Origin of the sequence: Nocardiopsis sp. NPDC049922, assembly GCF_040660275.1 — a bacterium.
Taxonomy (GTDB): Bacteria; Actinomycetota; Actinomycetes; order Streptosporangiales; family Streptosporangiaceae; genus Nocardiopsis.
In genome coordinates this window covers 130,370-145,300 of the sequence record NZ_JBFAME010000014.1, presented here as the reverse complement: position 1 = coordinate 145,300, position 14,931 = coordinate 130,370, and the positions used below count along the sequence as shown (strand labels likewise).

Here is a 14,931-nt window from a genome sequence, read left to right as displayed (position 1 = left end):
TTTCGCGTGTCCGGGTTCGGTCATCCCTGCCCGACCTGCTCGAATCCGGCGTTCGTGTCTTCTCCGGCGTAGCGCGAGAACTCCGGGGCCCTGGGCGGTCAATGAGGGAAACGTCATCGAAGAATCCGGACTCTACCGCGTGAAGGAACAGGTCGTAAGGGAGGACGGAGAAATCTTCCTCGGCCCGCTCAAGCATCGCAAACCGGGCGACTTCCGGAACATCCCCCTCCCGGACTGGACACGTGAGGCCATCACCGAGGCTGCCCAGCGGGAGACCCACAGTGGCGGCTACCTGGTGAAGGCGCGCCGCAAGGGCGGGTACGTGCACAACAACAACATCCGGGACGCCTGGAAGAGTGCGGTGAAGAAGGTTGAGAGCCTGCCAGAGGACTTCAACCCCCACGGCCTACGCCACTACTACGCCACGACCCTTCTGGCCGCTGGCGTGCCCCTCACGGACGTGTCATCCTGGCTGGGCCACAGGGATGTGAACGTGACCTACCGGACCTACCGGCACTACATCCCCGCCTCTGGCGAGCGGGCACGTACGACCCTCAACGCCGTGTTCGGCAAGCCTTCCGGAGAAGCGGAAGAGTCATCACTTCTGGGACCGTGCTGACTTCGTGCTGACCCCAGCGGGGGTCATGACGGTTCCACCCCAGGTAGAGACCCTGGTTTTGCTCCCCCACACGACATCGCGCAGATGAACCGGGACTTGCGAACCTCGGTCTCGTGCTCGCCGCCGCGTCTGATGGTTCGCATGTCGCCTGTTCAGCAGGGGTCGTGGGTCGGCTCCAGTCTGCCACCCCGCGCCGGGTCGGGCGGCGGACGCAGAATGGACGTATGGACCACGCCTCGATCGACGCCGCCCACGCCCTCGCCGACCCCGTGCGGCGCCGACTGTACGAGTACGTCGCCGCCTCGGACGACGACGTCAGCCGGGGCCGGGCCGCCGACGCGCTCGGACTCCAGCGCACCCTGGCCGCCCACCACCTCGACCGGCTGGTGGACGCGGGCCTGCTGGAGGTGACGCGGCGCAAGGTGAGCGGGCGCGAGGGCCCGGGCTCGGGCCGCCCCGCCAAGCTCTACCGGCGCTCGGAGAGGGAGCTGTCCCTGAACCTGCCGCCCCGCGACTACGAGCTGGCCGCGCGCCTGTTCGCGGAGGCGGTCGAGCGGCACGGGGCGGAGGAGGCCCTGCACGGCGCGGCCAGGGCGGAGGGGCGGCGGATCGGGGCGGCGAGCGGCGCCGCTCCGCTGCCCGAGTTCCTGCGGGAGCGCGGCTACGAGCCCGAGGACACCGGGGACGGTCTCCGGTTGCGGAACTGCCCGTTCCACACCCTCGCCCGGGAGTTCCCTCCCCTGGCCTGCGGGCTCAACCTGGAGCTGCTGCGCGGAGCGCTGGAGGCCCGGGGCGAGGACGGCGGGCGCGCCCGGATGGATCCGACTCCGGGCCGGTGCTGCGTGGTGGTTTCCAAAAACAATGAAGATTGACATAGAAGCGCCCGCCATGGTGTCCTGTCCCCCATGGACACCTCCACCCCCGCATCCGCGTACCACCTCGCCCAGATGAACATCGCCACCCTCCGCGCGCCGCTCGACGACCCCTCGATGAAGGACTTCGCCGACGCCCTCGACCCGATCAACGCGCTCGCGGACGCCTCCCCCGGCTTCGTCTGGCGGTTCGTCGAGGACGGCGAGAAGGACGCCACCGCCGTGCGGCCCTTCGGCGAGGACCTGCTGCTGAACTTCTCCGTGTGGGAGGACGTCGACGCCCTGTGGAACTTCACCTACCGCACCGATCACCTGGACTACCTCCGACGGCGGCGCGAGTGGTTCGAGCACATGCGGGAGGCGTACGTGGTGCTGTGGTGGATTCCTGCCGGTACGATCCCCTCCGTCGAGGAGGGCGGGCGCCGACTCGACCTGCTGCGCGACAACGGCCCCTCCCCCGAGGCCTTCGATCTCAGGTCCCCCTTCCCGTCCCCGACGCACCACGATTCGCACGTTGAGTCGTCCCCGTGACACCTTGGGTAACGTTGCGGTGGACCACTGCGACCACACCGGGAGTCCCGTCATGCGCACGACCTCGCTCACCGTCGGTCTGGTACTGACCGCGCTCATCGCCACCGGATGCGCCGACGACGGCACGGACACCGAGGGGAACGACACCGCCGCCACCGACGCGCCGACCCTGCGCCCGACGGCCTCCCCGAGTGTGACCGCGTCCATCTTCATGCCGCCCGGCCAGAGCGAGGCCGCCATCACCTACGACGAGACCGCCGTCCCGGAGGGGGCCACCTCCGACATCCAGGTCCGCGTCGAGAACGGCGAGACGTACGTGCAGTTCACGGGGACGGGCCTGGAGGCCGACCGCGACTTCGGCGCGCACGTGCACACCCAGCCCTGCGGCGAGGACCCCGCGGACGCGGGCCCGCACTACCAGGACGAGGCGGACCCGGCGGCGGGCGGGGGCGAGCCGTCGACCGACCCCGCCTACGCCAACCCCGAGAACGAGGTGTGGCTGGACTTCACCAGCGACGAGGACGGCAACGGCTTCGCCGCCACCACCGTCCCGTGGGAGTTCCGCGACGGCGAGGCCAACGCGTTCGTCCTCCACGACCACCACACCATGACCGAACCGGGCGAGGCGGGCACCGCCGGAGACCGCCTCGCCTGCGTCACCGTGGAGTTCTGACCCCGGCGGTGTGCCGTCCTGGCACGTTCGCTGGCCGCGGAGCGCGGTCCGCCCCCACCATGGGCGGGCCGATACTCCCGGACCCGTGAGGCGAACCGTGACCGCGACCAGCCACTCCTCCCAGCCCGCCCTCAGCGTGCGCAGACGATGGACGGTCCTGGCCGTCTGCTGCCTCAGCATGTTCCTGGTCGGGCTGGACACCACCATCGTCAACGTGGGCCTGCCCGCGATCGGGCACGGCCTGGGGGTGGGCGTCCGCGGCCTCGAATGGACGGTCGACGCCTACACCCTCGTCCTGGCCGGTCTCCTGATCTCCTCCGGCGCCCTGGCGGACCGGTTCGGCCGCCGACGGGTGTTCCAGATCGGTCTGGCGGTCTTCGGCGCGGCCTCGCTCGCCTGCGCGCTCGCCCCGTCGGCGGGCGCGTTGATCGCGGCCCGCGCCGTGCAGGGGATCGGCGCCTCGATGCTCAGCCCCGTGGCCCTGGCGATCGTGGTGAACGCGATGCCCGACCCCAGGGAGCGGGCGCGGGCGATCGGTGTGTGGGCCTCGGTCTTCGGGCTCAGCATGGCCGCCGGTCCGCTCGTGGGCGGAGCGCTCGTCGAGGGGCTCGGCTGGCGGTCGCTGTTCTGGATCAACGCCCCCGTCATCGTGGCCGCCCTCGTGCTCACCGCCGTGTTCGTCCCCGAATCCCGCGCGCGGCGACCGCGGCGGCTCGACATCCCCGGTCAGGTCCTGCTGATCGCGGTCGTCGCGGTCTCGGTCGGCGTCCTCATCGAGGGGCCGCATCTGGGGTGGACCTCGCCCGTGGCGCTGGCCGGGTACGCGCTGGCCGCGGTGGCGACGGTCGCCTTCGTGTGGATCGAGTCCCGCCGACGCGAACCGCTGATCGATCCGCGCCTCCTCCGGCGCCCGGCCTTCGGCGGAGCGGTCCTGGGCGCCGTGGCCGTCTTCGTCGCCCTGAACGCGGCCCTGCTGCTCAACACCCTCTACCTGCAACAGGGCCGGGGCTGGACACCGCTGGACGCCGGGCTGACGGTCCTGCCGATGGCCGTCGGGGCGACCGTCTGCGCGCCGCTGTCCGGCTACCTGGTCGGCCGCGTCGGACCCCGGCCACCGCTCCTGCTGGCCGGGGCCTTCATCGCGGCGGGCGGACTCTGCCTGGTCGGGCTCGACCAGGACACGGGGGTGCCGCTGCTGCTGACGGCCTACGCGCTCATCGGCGTCGGATTCGGCTTCGCCAACGCCCCGATCACCGACACCGCGGTCAGCGGGCTTCCCGCCGAACGCGCGGGCGTGGCCGGAGCGATCACTTCCACCGCGCGCCAGCTGGGCGCCGCGCTCGGTATCGCCGTCGCGGGCGGCCTGGTCGCCGGGGCCGCCCCGGAGGGACTCGCGCACGCGTCCCGTCCGGGGTGGGTCCTGGTCGCCGCCTGCGGGCTGTTCCTGCTCGCCGTGGCCCGCCTGGCCCGGCCGGGGGGCTCCGCGAGGTGACGGCCCCCGTCAGGACAGCAGGCGGCGCAGCAGCAGACGCTCCCCCAGCGTCCAGGCCGTCGTGGTCGCCAGGTACAGCCCGGCGGCCAGCGGCACGAAGGCCGCCATCACGACGGGCGTGAACCCGATCCACGACACCGCCCCCGCCACGGGTGACCGGGCGTCCCCCATGGCGGGCAGCGTGAGGTAGCGGCGGTTGGCCCACGCCACCAGGGCGAGCAGCGCCAGGAGCAGCGCGAACACCGGGGCGACCAGGGTCCCGTCCGCGCCCGCGCCCAGGGTCGCCCCCAGCTCGACGCCGCCGAACGTGTGCGCGAGCAGCGGCTCGTCCGCCACCGCCGCACCCGTGAACAGCCCGTACACGCAGATGAGCACCGGCGTCTGGGCCAGGCTCGGCAGGCAGCCCGCCAGCGGCGAGGTTCCCGCCTCGGCGTAGACCCGCCGCTGTTCGTCGACCAGCCTGGCCGGGTCGTTCCGGTACTCGGCGGTGAGTTCGGCCAGTCGGGGTGCGAGGCGGGCCCGGGCCTTCTCCGCCCGCACCTGGGCGACGCCCAGCGGGAGGAGGAGCAGGCGGACGAGGATCGTGAGGGTGACGACGGCGGCTCCGGCGGCGATCCCTCCGACGAGTGGTGTGAGGAACGCGGTCAGGGCGGCGAGCACCGCCGACAGCAGGGACACGGCGGCCGCGATCGGCCCGAATCCGTACAAGGGTGAGGCCCTTCGTCTGGGTGGGGTGGTTCAGACGTCTGGCCGCTCGGAGAACGGGCGCGCGGAACGCGCGGGAGGGGTCAGAGAGCGGCCGGAAGGGCCGGTCCCGGGGCTCTGGGGCGGGGTCTGCCCGCCGCGTCCGGGTCGCACAGGGTGAGCACGGGCAGGCGCTCGGACCTGCGGCGCATCGCGCGCGCCACCGTGCTCGCGGAGTCGGCGGCGGGCCAGGGGGCGAGGGCGCCCAGGAAGTGCAGGGCCAGGACCGCGCCGACGGCGGCCAGCAGGGCGAAGGAGCCCGGCAGGGGCACGAGTTCGGTCGGGAACAGGCCCAGGAGGAGCGCCTCGACCACGGCGAGCAGGAGGGTCACGGTGGGCGCCTCCTCTTCCGCTCGGTCGGCCCGAGCCTATCAATCGCCCGACACTCCGTCGGAGTTCCCGCCCTTTCATCTGATCCTGTAGCTGAATGACACAGAGTAACCACCCCCGTGCCCGTGCCGGCACGGCCGAAGAGGGGAACCCCGTGCCGATCCGCCCAGCCAACCTCGCCACCATGTCCGCCACCATCGCCGGAGCGGTGTCCGGGCTGACCAACAGGGAGGACGACTCCTCCACGGTGCGGGTCACGTTCGAGTCGGGGTTCGAGCAGACGGTCCGCAACGGCGGCTGCCGGACCCTCAAGACCGGTCAGGGCGGCGTCGTGGAGGTCGACTCCGAGGCGGGCGTCCGGTTCGCGCTCTTCTCCGGGACCAGCTGCCAGGGCAGCCGGGCGCTCGCCTCCGGACACGGGGCCGTGCGGTTCGGCGACCCGGTCCTGGCGGGCGCCATCGTCATCGGCTGACGCCCCCGCGCACGGACCGGCCCGGCAGGCGGTCGGTCCGGCGGCCGTCCCGGACGGTGAACTCCCCGCCGACGAGGACGTGTTCGATCCCCACCGGGGCGCGACGGGGCTCCTCGTACGTGGCTCCGGCCGCGACGGTGTCGGGGTCGAACACCACCAGGTCCGCGACGGCCCCGACGTGCACCACGCCCCGGTCGGCGAGGCCGAGCCTGCGGGCGGCCCTCGAGGTGAGGTGGCGGACGCACTCCTCCAGCGTGAACACCTCCAGGTCGCGCGCGTAGTGGCCGAGGTAGCGGGGGAACGTGCCCCAGCCGCGCGGGTGCGGCCGGTCCCCGACGAGGATCCCGTCACTGCCCCCGGTGTGGGAGCTGTGCCGCATGATGGTGCGGATGTTCTCCTCGTTGCCGACGTCCATCAGGCAGCCGGAGCGCAGCTCGTCGGCGACGAGGAGGTCGAGGTAGAGCTCGCCGGGCTTCCCGCCGCGCCGGTCGGCGAGGTCGGCGACGGACGAGCCGACCGCCCAGGACAGCGCGGGGTCGCCGACCCCCGTGACGACCAGGGTGGACCAGTCCAGGGGGACGCCGTGGTTGCCGTCGGTGCCCTCGACCTCGATCTCGTGCAGGACGCGGGCGCGGATCCCGTCGTCGCGCAGGCGCGCCACGGTGGCCGCCGCACCGCCCTCCTGGGCCCAGCTGGGCAGCGGCGCGGCGAGGTGGGTGGCGCTGGCCGTGTAGGGGTAGCTGTCCAGGGTGACGTCGAGCCCGTAGCGGACGGTGGCCTCGTCGATGGCGTCGAGGACCTCGGGGGCGCGACCGCGGTTGCGCGGGAAGTTGACGTGGCAGTGCGCGAGGTGGAGGGGCACGTGGGCCCGGCGGGCGACGTCGAGGCACTCCTGGTAGGACTCGACGGCGCGGGAGCCGTAGTTGCGGTGGTGGGGGCAGTAGTAGCCGTGCGCCGCGCGGACGGGTTCGAGGAGGTCGACGAGCTCGTCGTCGGTGGCGTACATGGCGGGTGTGTAGGTCAGGCCGGTGGAGAGGCCCTGCGCGCCCTCGTCCAGGCCCCGCGCGACGATCGCGCGCATCCGCTCGGTCTCGTCGGGTGTGGGCGGGCGGTCCCCGTCTCCGACGACGGCCATGCGGACGTTGCCGTGCGGCACGAGGCAGGCGACGTTGACGGGGGCGCCGCGGTCGACGAGGTCCAGGTACTCGCCGACCCCGCGCCAGGTGTGGTCGAGGTCGGGGGTGCCGTTCCACCCGGCGATGCGGCCGCGGATCTCGTCGGCGGTGGCGTCGGTGACGGGCGCGTAGCCGAGGCCGTCCTGTCCGACGACCTCCAGGGTGACGCCCTGGAGGACCTTGGCCTCGTGGGCGGGGTCGGCGAGCACGGCGAGGTCGGAGTGGGCGTGCATGTCGATGAAGCCCGGAGCGACGACGAGCCCGCCGACGTCGACGACCTCACCCGTGGTCCGAGCGGTCCCGGACGGGGCGATGTGGCGGATGCGGCCGCGCGCCAGGACGACGTCCGCCGCGCGGGCGGGGACGCCGGTCCCGTCGACCACGCGTCCGCCGGTGAGAACGGTCTCGGACTGCACTGTTCCTCCGTTCGCGGTGCGCGCAGCACCCGTTCGGCGAGCCTCCGGCCGTGTTCCGGTGTGACCACGATACGCCGTACCCACCAGAATCGTTAAGTTTGTTTCCTATTGCTTCCTCGACAACCGCTCGTGGCACTGCACGAGCACCGTCTCAGGCAGATGCACGTGCCGACAAGCCCCGGACCCGCGAAACGCGCCCGTTCCGGGTCAGCCCCCGTCGGCCTCGAACTCCTCCAGGCACAGGTCCAACAGGGCCTGGACCCGGTCGGTGAGCCGCTCCCGGTCGTGCGCCCGCAGCGCCGTCGCCCCCTCGATCAGCCGCACCCGGGTCAACCCCAGGAGCACGGCCGCCACCAGCGAGGCGTGCACGGGCGCGTGCTCTCCGCCGAGGTAGGCGGAGAGGGGTTCGAGCATGGCGGACTTGAGCCGCCCCTGGTACACGGCCTGGAGGTCGGGGTCCCCCGAGGAGTGGTCGAGCGCGCGCTGCAACGGCGTGCCCTCGCCGTGCAGACGGCCGACGGCGTGCTCGGCGAGGCGGCGGGTGAGGGTGTCGGGATCGCCCTCGATCAGGCCGGGGAAGACGCCGTCCTCGCGCAGGATCTCGGTCAGGAGTCCGCGCTTGGCACCGAAGTAGCGGTTGATCAGGGCGACGTTGACCCCCGCGTGCGCGGCGATCATCCGCGACGAGACCGCGCCGTACCCCTCGCTGGTGAACAGCTCCCGGGCGCTCTCCAGGATGCGGGCGCGCGTCGCCTCACGACCGCGCGCCGGCGCGGAGCCGCCTCCGGTTTCCTCCGGACGGACCATGTGCACACCCTTCGGCGGACGCGGACTGACTCTGAGATATCCAGGTTGACACCTTCACCGACCGCTCGCATACCGATTCGGCGGCACAGATACTGATTTGACAGGTCAACAGCGTTTACCTATACCGGATCACGGACGCCCCGCCCCCGGCACTCAGCCGCGGGGCTTCGCCGCGTCCGGATTCGGGGGACCCATGGAACAGTCGGTACGGCACGAGCGCGAACCCGGAGGCGGACTCCCCGTCACGGAACCCGGGACCCGACCCGCCCCCGCCCCCGCCCCGACCGTCGACGCCGCGGCGACGCCCCCGCCGGCCCCACCCGACGCCGCGGCGTCCCGGCGGACCGTGCGCCGCGTCATGGTCGGACTGGTCCTGGCCATGCTCACCTCGATGCTCACCAACTCGATCATCGGGACCGCGTTGCCGACGATCATGGGCGAACTCGGCGGCCAGGACCGCCTGGCCTGGGTCGCCACCGCCGCCCTGCTGACGATGACCGCGTCCACGCCCGTCTGGGGCAAGCTCTCGGACGTGTGGGGCCGCAAGCTCCTCTTCCAGATCGCGCTGGGCGTCTTCATCGTCGCCTCGCTCGCCGCCGGGACGGCCCAGGACGTCAACGCGCTGATCGCGGCCCGCGCGCTCCAGGGGTTGGGCGTCGGCGGCCTGGCCACGCTGCCCAACATCATCCTCGCCGACGTCGTGCCGCCCCGCGAGCGCGGCCGCTACAGCGGTCTGATCGGGATGGTCTTCGGCGTCTCCACCGTCCTGGGTCCGCTGGTGGGCGGATTCCTCGTGGACAGCCCGCTGGGCTGGCGGTGGTGCTTCCTCATCACCGTGCCCCTGGCCGTCGTGGCCTTCGCCGTCATCCAGGTCATGCTCAACCTGCCCGCCCGGCCCCGCCGGAGCGCCCCCGTCGACTGGACCGGCGCCGGGCTGGTGTTCAGCGCGGCCAGCACGCTGATCGTCCTGCTCAGCCTGGGCGGCACGCAGATCCCCTGGACCTCGCCCACCGCCGTCGCCCTGGGTGCGGGGGCGCTGCTGCTCACCGTCGCCGCCGTCCTCGTCGAACGGCGCGCCGCCGACCCCATCGTCCCCGCCCGCCTGTTCCGCGACCGCACGTTCGTCCTGGCCTCGACCGGTTCGGTCTGCGTCGGCGTGATGATGTTCGGCCTGATCATCTACCTGCCGCAGTACCTCCAGATGGTGCACGGCATGTCCCCGACGGTCTCCGGGCTGATGACCCTGCCCCTGGTGGTCTCGTTCCTCGTCACGTCGATCGGCTCGGGCTTCGCGGTGAGCGGGAACGGCCGGTGGAAGGGCTACACGGTCGTGGGCATGGCCCTGGCCGTCACCGGCTTCGCCGTCCTCAGCGCCAGCCCCGCGCTACCGGGACTGGCCACGGTCGTCGCGGGGCAGGCGCTGGTCGGCCTCGGGATCGGGCTCAACCTCCAGCTCCTGCTGCTCGCCGCCCAGAGCGCCCTGCCCACCGCCGACCTGGCGTCGGGGACGGCCACCCTCACCTTCTTCCGCAACCTCGGCGGCTCGACGGGCGTGGCCGCGCTGGGCGCCGTGATGGTGGCCCGGCTCAACGCGGAGCTGGGCGCGGCGGCGGCCTCGGCGCCCTCGGACGAGGCGGCCCAGGACTGGGCGGGCGCGGCCGAGGCGGCGCAGGGGTCGCCGGAGCTGGTGCACTCGCTGCCGGAACCCGTCCGGGCGGCGATCGTGGGCGCGTTCGACCACGCCATGCAGGGCGTGTTCGTCGCGGGCGTCCCGGTCGCCGTACTCGGACTGCTCGCGGTGCTGTGCATGCGGGGGGTGCCGCTGCGCGGCGGCGACACACCCCAGCCGGACGGTCGGAGGTAGCGGCGGTGTCGCTTGACCCTGACGCGGCGTCAGGCCCTAGCGTGACGGCATGACACGGAGAAGGATGAGGTCACCGCTCTCGGCCGAGGACAAGCGCGAGGTCTGGGGTGGTTTCGCGGACCGCGAGGAGGAGTACCTCGACGAGGTCGAACACCGGTGGGGCGACTCCGAGGCCTACGCCGACTCCGCCCGGCGCGTCGCGGAGTACGGCAGGGCCGAGTGGGAGCGGATCAACCGGGACAACGCCGCGATCGAGGCGAGGATCCGCGAACTGATGGCCGTCGGGGCGGACCCGCGCGGCACGGCGGCGATGGACGTCGCGGAGGCGTCCCGGCTCCACGTGTCGCGGTGGTTCTACGCGATGGACCACGAGTTCCACGTGCGCAAGAGCGAACTCTACGTCCAGGACGAGAGGTTCCGGCAGGGCATCGAGGAGAACACCGCGCCCGGTGCCGCCGAGTGGCTGCGGGCCGCGATCATCGCCAACGCGGAGCGGGCGCGGGCGCGCGGCTGAGAGATGTCGGGTCAGGCGGTGATCGAGTGCCGGGCCGCGTTCACCGACGAGCGGCCAGCACTGCCGCGAGACCTTCTCGCAGATCTTCGACGAAGTACTCGGGAACCTCCAGCGACGGGAAATGTCCCCCGCGCTCGGGCGACCTCCATCGGACGATCCGCCGGTACCGTTCCCGCGCCCAGGGGCGCGGACACTTCTCGATGTCCCGGGGATACATACTGATCGCCGACGGGACGTCGACCCGAAGTTCGGGATCGAGCGAGTTATGGCTCTCGTAGTAGATCCGGGCCGCCGACGCGCCGGTCCGCGTCAGCCAATAGAGGGTGACATCGTCAAGAATCCTATCTCTGGACATCGTCTCGAACGGGCTGTCCTCGGTGTCTGACCACTCAGCGAACTTGTCAAGGATCCAGGCGAGGAGCCCGACCGGCGAGTCGACGAGCGAGTAGCCGATGGTCTGCGGTCGGGTCGCCTGCTGCTTCGCGTACGCCGCGCGGTGTCGCCAGAAATCTCGGGTTTCCTCGGTCCACTCGCGCTCGATCGCCGTCAGCCCGTCCGTCGTCAACCCGGGCGGCGCCTCGGCGAACGTCGTGTGGATGCCGAGAACGTGCTCCGGGAACCTGCCGCCGAGAACCGTGGTGATATTGCCTCCCCAGTCGCCGCCATGGGCTACGAACTCGCTGTAGCCGAGCCTTCCCATCAGTTCCACCCATGCGGCCGCGATCTTCTCGGTTCCCCACCCGGTGGCGGCGGGCTTGTCGCTGTAACCAAAGCCTGGCAGCGACGGGACCACGACGTGGAACGCTGGCGCGTCCGCATTCTTCGGATCCGCCAGATCGTCCACCACATCGATGAACTCAGCGATGCTGCCGGGCCAGCCGTGCGTCAGGATCACCGGAGTGGCGTCCGCGCGCACGGATCGGCGGTGCAGGAAATGGATTCCCAGGCCATCGATGATCGTGCGGAACTGGCCGATCCGGTTGAGGCGCGCTTCGAACGACCGCCAGTCGTACCCGGTGCGCCAGTAGTTCACGACATCGACGAGGTCGGCGAGGGGAACGCCCTGTTCCCATCGGCGGGGGTCGGGCGCGGCGCGAGGGACCGTCTCGGCCTCCGGCAGTCGCGCCGCGGCCAGTCGCGCGCGCAGATCGTCGAGGTCAGCGTCGGTCGCGTGGGCTTCACATGCTCGCACGTCACTGGTTGGGCGGGGCATGAGACCTCCTGGCCATCGCGGAACCGTCTAAGCCGGTTCTAGCATGGCGTCATGTCAGCGTGCAACCAGCTAAGGTGGTTCCATGCGTGCTGGGTTCCCTGACTTCCGCCTCGGCAACGTGCTGGCGACCAGCTTCACGGCGACTCTGACGGAGCGTCAGGGCAACGCCGTGGAGCGCATTCCCACGCCGCACCGGCTCGTCGACTGGCTGGCGGTCAACGGCCTCGCCGTGGACTCCTGCACCACCGCCCAGCTCGACCTCGCTCGGGAACTGAGGGAGTCGATTCACGCCGCCGCGACGGCGGTCGCGATCCAGGACGCTCTCCCCGCATCCGCCGTCCACGTCATCAATGACCGCAGCGCCGGAGGTCGGGCCGCCGCGATCCTGACCCCCGAGGGCAAGCGGCGATGGCGGCTCAGTTCGACCTCCCGTGTGGAAGACGCCCTCAGCGTGATCGCCGCCGACGCGATCAGCGTCATCGCGGGCGAACGAGACGGAAAACTGGCCTTGTGCGCATCACCGAGCTGCCGAGCCGCCTTCTTCGACACCAGCCAAAGCCGCACCCGCAAATGGTGTGACATGAACACGTGCGGGAATCGTCAGAAGAAAGCACGCTTCAATGCCAACAAGCGCAAAAACACCGGATCAGCGGAGTGACCAGCCCCCTCGCCCGTCCCGCGAGGGGATTCCCTGTTCGCGAAACCCTGACGCCGACCGGCGGAGAGGCGTATGCTTCCGGGTGAGACGTACAAGAGAACCGCCGACACCCCGGAGGGGCGATCACTCACCGGAACACTTCACGTGACACGAGGCAGTGATGTTCGAGGAGCTTGACGACAGTTTCCCAGAAATCGTCGTAGGGGTCCGCGCCGTCGTCGCGCGGGCTCCCCTGGCCTGCGGGAACTGTGGGATGAAATGTGGGTAGGCTGTGGGTTCCGGTGCGCCAGGCCGAGGACCACAACCCGCACACCAGAGCCGCGCAAATCCTGGAAATGCTCCACATGTACAAGCTCATCGAAACCGCCTGGATGGAAGAAGACGGTTTCGTCGTCGATGGCGGCGGCCAACGTTACCTGACCTCTGAACAGGTGTGCGATGAGTATGGCGGCAAGATCGCCGCGATGGCCGAAAGCATCGCCTCCGAAACGCCGGACGAAGAGCTGATCACCACGACCGTGTCGGTGGCTGTCGGCGCCCCCGGACCCGTCCCGTACGTCGAGAACTTCGACGCCCGGGACCGGGTGTACCGCGACCACTGGCCCACGGCCTGAACGACTCTCCGGACCACGGCGGTGACACGCCCTAGAGATAGCGGCGGAACCCCTCGTGGGAGGCGTCGAAACCGAGCGCGGCGGAGAACCCCGAGGCACGGTCGCGGCTCTCGTGCGCGAGCAGCTCCACCTTGTAGCAGCCGGCCCTGGTCGCGCGGTCCAGGGCGTCCTCCATCAGCGCCCGACCGATGCCGCCGCCGCGCCGCGGCGGGTCGACCACGAGGTTGTCGACCACGGCCCAGGGCTGGGCGTCGTGCGTCAGGTTCGCCACGATCAGCAGGTCCAGGGTGCCGATGATCTGCCCGCGCTCCTCGGCGACGAGCACCGTGCGGTCCGGGTCGCTCTCCATGCGCGTCCAGGCGCGCACGGCCGCGGAGGACATGCGGACGTGTGCGCTCTGCGTGTCGCCGGGGTCGCCGAGTTCCCTGAGCAGACGCAGAATCGCCCCGAGGTCGGACCGGATGGCCGCGCGTATCATCATGGCTGACGGCATCGTAGCCGACAGCCTGCGACAAGGCGGACTTCGGCCTACAACTGGCCACAAAACACCAAAGGGCGGGACCGCTGGTCCCGCCCCCTGTACCCGGTGACCGGTCCGGGTGCGGACGTGGCCGCTACTCCCTGCGGAAGATCCGCACGCCCTCGTCGCCCTTCGGCGGCTGGGGGGGCTCCGGACGGTTGTAGACGCCGGTGATGTCCGTGTCGGCGGCCCCGCCGGGCGGCGTGATCGGCTGCTGCGGTCCGCTCGGCGCACCGGGGCCACCCGGAGCCGGAGCGCCAGGAGCCGGGACACCGGGCACCGGGGCGCCGGTGGGCGGAGCAGCGGCCTGCGGCGGACGCGGAGCCGCGTCGGAACCCTTGGCGCCCTCCTGCGCGCCCGGGCCGGGCAGGGACACCGGCGTGATCCGGACGGTCGCCTCGTCCGACTCGGGCTGGACCGGGGTCAGCTTCGTGGTCGCCTCGTCACCGAACCCCGGCTTCGCGGCCGGGGTCGGCTTCGGGGCGTCGGTGGGCTTGGCCGCCTCCGCGGGCTTCACGGCCGGAGCGGGCTTGGCAGCCGGAACGGGCTTGGCCGCCGGGGCCGCCTTGGCGGCGCCCGCGGGCCTGACGTCCTTCGGCTCCTTGGCGGCGCCGACGGCGGGCTTGGCCGCCTTGGGGTCGGGCGCCGCAGTGACGCTCTCCTCACGGCTCAGACCCGTCTCCAGCGCGCCCGCCTTGTCCTCGGCGGCGACCAGGTCGGCCAGCGTCGAGTGCATGTCCTTCAGGCGGCGGAGCGCCTCGGCGTGCGTCGCGGTCAGGGTCGCGAGCCTGCGGTCCGCGGTGTCGTGGATCTTCTTGGCCCGCGCCTCGGCCTCGTTCAGACGGCGGTCGCCCTCCGTCTTGGCCTGCTCGCGCAGCTGGTCGGCCTCCTTCTTCGCGCTGGAGACCATCTCGTTGGCCTCGGTGCGCGCGGAGGACACGATCCGCTCGGCCTCCCGCTCGGAGTCCTTGCGCCGCTTGGTGATCTCCTCCTCGGCCTTCTGCCGGGTCTCCTCGACCTCGGCCGCGACCTTGGCTCGGCGGTCCGCGGCCTCCTCCTCGGTGATCCTCAGGATCTCGGCCATCCGCTCGCTTATCTGCTCGTGCTCAGGCTTGACCTGGGCCTTCTCCCGAGCGATCGCGAGGTCGCGCTTGTACTGCTCCAGCTCGTCGTCCATCCGCTGCAAGCGCTCGCGGAGGTCCTTGAACTGGTTGTCCATCCGTACGAAGTAGTCGTCGACGTGCGCCTTGTCGTAGCCGCCCTTGCGCACCGTCGGAAACCTGTCTTGCTGCAGTCCGCCGCCCGGCAACATTTCGCTCATGTGCCCTTCATGTCCTTAACACCGTCCGACTGCACGTCGCAGAAGGTGAGTTGCCCCGTACCCAGTTGTCGGCGAGACACCCGCCGGACCCGTGAA

The 14,931-nt window shown here is 71.5% G+C and carries 17 protein-coding genes; 10 read left to right on the top strand and 7 right to left on the bottom strand.

The window, feature by feature from the left end; genetic code table 11:
• The 5 genes from AB0I72_RS22975 to AB0I72_RS22955 all read left to right on the top strand — a co-directional run.
• On the top strand, positions 1-619 hold a 619-nt coding region (locus tag AB0I72_RS22975), incomplete at its 5' end, for a tyrosine-type recombinase/integrase (RefSeq protein WP_358572026.1).
• Positions 620-843: 224 nt separating this feature from the next.
• Positions 844-1,491 (top strand): helix-turn-helix domain-containing protein, encoded by a 648-nt coding sequence (locus AB0I72_RS22970; RefSeq protein ID WP_358572024.1) that lies wholly within the window; start codon positions 844-846, stop codon positions 1,489-1,491.
• Between the two features lie 33 nt (positions 1,492-1,524).
• Positions 1,525-2,022 (top strand): DUF3291 domain-containing protein, encoded by a 498-nt coding sequence (locus AB0I72_RS22965; RefSeq protein ID WP_358572022.1) that lies wholly within the window; start codon positions 1,525-1,527, stop codon positions 2,020-2,022.
• A 52-nt stretch (positions 2,023-2,074) separates the two neighbouring features.
• Complete coding sequence (locus tag AB0I72_RS22960; RefSeq protein WP_358572020.1) at positions 2,075-2,695, top strand: superoxide dismutase family protein; 621 nt, start codon at positions 2,075-2,077, stop codon at positions 2,693-2,695.
• Positions 2,696-2,792: 97 nt separating this feature from the next.
• Positions 2,793-4,187: an MFS transporter gene (locus AB0I72_RS22955; protein WP_358572018.1), complete on the top strand. Its 1,395-nt coding sequence runs from the start codon at positions 2,793-2,795 to the stop codon at positions 4,185-4,187.
• A 9-nt stretch (positions 4,188-4,196) separates the two neighbouring features.
• Here AB0I72_RS22955 and yidC read toward each other — a convergent pair whose 3' ends face one another.
• Complete coding sequence (gene yidC / locus AB0I72_RS22950) at positions 4,197-4,895, bottom strand: membrane protein insertase YidC (protein WP_358572016.1); 699 nt, start codon at positions 4,893-4,895, stop codon at positions 4,197-4,199.
• An 80-nt stretch (positions 4,896-4,975) separates the two neighbouring features.
• Positions 4,976-5,263, bottom strand: a complete 288-nt coding sequence (locus AB0I72_RS22945; protein WP_358572014.1) for a DUF6412 domain-containing protein — start codon at positions 5,261-5,263, stop codon at positions 4,976-4,978.
• 152 nt (positions 5,264-5,415) lie between these two features.
• On the opposite strand from AB0I72_RS22945, the gene AB0I72_RS22940 reads away from it, so the two are divergent.
• Positions 5,416-5,733, top strand: coding sequence for a hypothetical protein (locus AB0I72_RS22940; protein WP_358572012.1), 318 nt, complete (start codon positions 5,416-5,418; stop codon positions 5,731-5,733).
• Here AB0I72_RS22940 and AB0I72_RS22935 read toward each other — a convergent pair.
• Positions 5,723-7,324 carry a D-aminoacylase gene (locus tag AB0I72_RS22935; RefSeq protein ID WP_358572010.1) on the bottom strand — a complete coding sequence of 534 codons (1,602 nt, stop codon included), beginning with the start codon at positions 7,322-7,324 and terminating at the stop codon, positions 5,723-5,725. The two genes, AB0I72_RS22940 and AB0I72_RS22935, sit on opposite strands and share 11 nt — an antisense overlap.
• Positions 7,325-7,531: 207 nt before the next feature.
• A complete protein-coding gene (locus tag AB0I72_RS22930; RefSeq protein WP_358572008.1) occupies positions 7,532-8,131 on the bottom strand; it encodes a TetR family transcriptional regulator in 600 nt (199 codons plus the stop codon).
• Between the two features lie 193 nt (positions 8,132-8,324).
• On the opposite strand from AB0I72_RS22930, the gene AB0I72_RS22925 reads away from it, so the two are divergent.
• Together AB0I72_RS22925 and AB0I72_RS22920 are read left to right on the top strand one after the other, a co-directional pair.
• Positions 8,325-9,995 (top strand): MDR family MFS transporter, encoded by a 1,671-nt coding sequence (locus AB0I72_RS22925; RefSeq protein WP_358572006.1) that lies wholly within the window; start codon positions 8,325-8,327, stop codon positions 9,993-9,995.
• A 49-nt stretch (positions 9,996-10,044) separates the two neighbouring features.
• Positions 10,045-10,509 (top strand): TipAS antibiotic-recognition domain-containing protein, encoded by a 465-nt coding sequence (locus tag AB0I72_RS22920; protein ID WP_358572004.1) that lies wholly within the window; start codon positions 10,045-10,047, stop codon positions 10,507-10,509.
• A 40-nt stretch (positions 10,510-10,549) separates the two neighbouring features.
• Here AB0I72_RS22920 and AB0I72_RS22915 read toward each other — a convergent pair whose 3' ends face one another.
• On the bottom strand, positions 10,550-11,722 hold the full coding sequence (locus AB0I72_RS22915; protein ID WP_358572002.1) for an epoxide hydrolase family protein: 1,173 nt from the start codon (positions 11,720-11,722) through the stop codon (positions 10,550-10,552).
• Positions 11,723-11,804: 82 nt separating this feature from the next.
• Between AB0I72_RS22915 and AB0I72_RS22910 the strand changes: the two genes are divergently transcribed.
• Positions 11,805-12,380, top strand: a complete 576-nt coding sequence (locus AB0I72_RS22910; protein ID WP_358572000.1) for a CGNR zinc finger domain-containing protein — start codon at positions 11,805-11,807, stop codon at positions 12,378-12,380.
• A 281-nt stretch (positions 12,381-12,661) separates the two neighbouring features.
• Positions 12,662-12,994 carry a hypothetical protein gene (locus AB0I72_RS22905; RefSeq protein ID WP_358571998.1) on the top strand — a complete coding sequence of 111 codons (333 nt, stop codon included), beginning with the start codon at positions 12,662-12,664 and terminating at the stop codon, positions 12,992-12,994.
• Positions 12,995-13,025: 31 nt separating this feature from the next.
• Here the strand turns inward: AB0I72_RS22905 and AB0I72_RS22900 are convergent, their stop codons facing one another.
• Entirely contained in the window at positions 13,026-13,475 is a 450-nt protein-coding gene (locus tag AB0I72_RS22900; RefSeq protein ID WP_358571996.1) for a GNAT family N-acetyltransferase, read from the bottom strand.
• Positions 13,476-13,608: 133 nt separating this feature from the next.
• Positions 13,609-14,826 carry an ATP synthase F0 subunit B gene (locus AB0I72_RS22895; RefSeq protein WP_358572044.1) on the bottom strand — a complete coding sequence of 406 codons (1,218 nt, stop codon included), beginning with the start codon at positions 14,824-14,826 and terminating at the stop codon, positions 13,609-13,611.
• Positions 14,827-14,931 lie beyond the last annotated feature (105 nt).

Coding starts and splice junctions, on each gene's coding strand:
- AB0I72_RS22925 (WP_358572006.1), top strand. CDS start 8,325: ATGGAACAGTCGGTACGGCACGAGCGCGAACCCGGAGGCGGACTCCCC.
- AB0I72_RS22915 (WP_358572002.1), bottom strand. CDS start 11,722: ATGCCCCGCCCAACCAGTGACGTGCGAGCATGTGAAGCCCACGCGACC.
- AB0I72_RS22930 (WP_358572008.1), bottom strand. CDS start 8,131: ATGGTCCGTCCGGAGGAAACCGGAGGCGGCTCCGCGCCGGCGCGCGGT.
- AB0I72_RS22895 (WP_358572044.1), bottom strand. CDS start 14,826: ATGTTGCCGGGCGGCGGACTGCAGCAAGACAGGTTTCCGACGGTGCGC.
- AB0I72_RS22965 (WP_358572022.1), top strand. CDS start 1,525: ATGGACACCTCCACCCCCGCATCCGCGTACCACCTCGCCCAGATGAAC.
- AB0I72_RS22960 (WP_358572020.1), top strand. CDS start 2,075: ATGCGCACGACCTCGCTCACCGTCGGTCTGGTACTGACCGCGCTCATC.
- AB0I72_RS22910 (WP_358572000.1), top strand. CDS start 11,805: ATGCGTGCTGGGTTCCCTGACTTCCGCCTCGGCAACGTGCTGGCGACC.
- AB0I72_RS22970 (WP_358572024.1), top strand. CDS start 844: ATGGACCACGCCTCGATCGACGCCGCCCACGCCCTCGCCGACCCCGTG.
- AB0I72_RS22920 (WP_358572004.1), top strand. CDS start 10,045: ATGACACGGAGAAGGATGAGGTCACCGCTCTCGGCCGAGGACAAGCGC.
- AB0I72_RS22900 (WP_358571996.1), bottom strand. CDS start 13,475: ATGATGATACGCGCGGCCATCCGGTCCGACCTCGGGGCGATTCTGCGT.